2 tRNA genes are annotated in these 368 nt (G+C 52.2%); both read left to right on the forward strand.

The window, feature by feature from the left end:
* The first annotated feature begins 46 nt into the window (after window positions 1-46).
* Window positions 47-120 (forward strand) — tRNA-Ile (locus KUG38_RS04230).
* A 9-nt stretch (window positions 121-129) separates the two neighbouring features.
* Window positions 130-202, forward strand: a tRNA-Ala gene (locus KUG38_RS04235).
* Window positions 203-368: the final 166 nt, after the last annotated feature.

Raw genomic sequence — 368 nt, forward strand, 5'->3', positions numbered from 1 at the left:
GAAGCCATGGGTGGCTGGAGAAACCACTGTCAGAGTGATTGTTCCTGGGCCATTAGCTCAGGTGGTTAGAGCGCACCCCTGATAAGGGTGAGGTCCCTGGTTCAAGTCCAGGATGGCCCATTCGTGTTTGGGGGTTTAGCTCAGTTGGTAGAGCGCCTGCTTTGCAAGCAGGATGTCAGCGGTTCGAGTCCGCTAACCTCCATCCAGCTAGGTTAAGACCACAACATGAAGCTGCATCAGGAGGAATTCTGATGGGTGAAGTGACCGGACATGTTCAGCTGAGGATTCCAGCCTCCTTTCATTCCCGATGGATGGGTTCACTTTAAACGGTGAGTTTCATTCTGAGATGGTTGAAAGGAAGCTGGACT

Source organism: Synechococcus sp. CCAP 1479/9, from assembly GCF_019038535.1.
GTDB lineage: Bacteria > Cyanobacteriota > Cyanobacteriia > PCC-6307 > Cyanobiaceae > Cyanobium.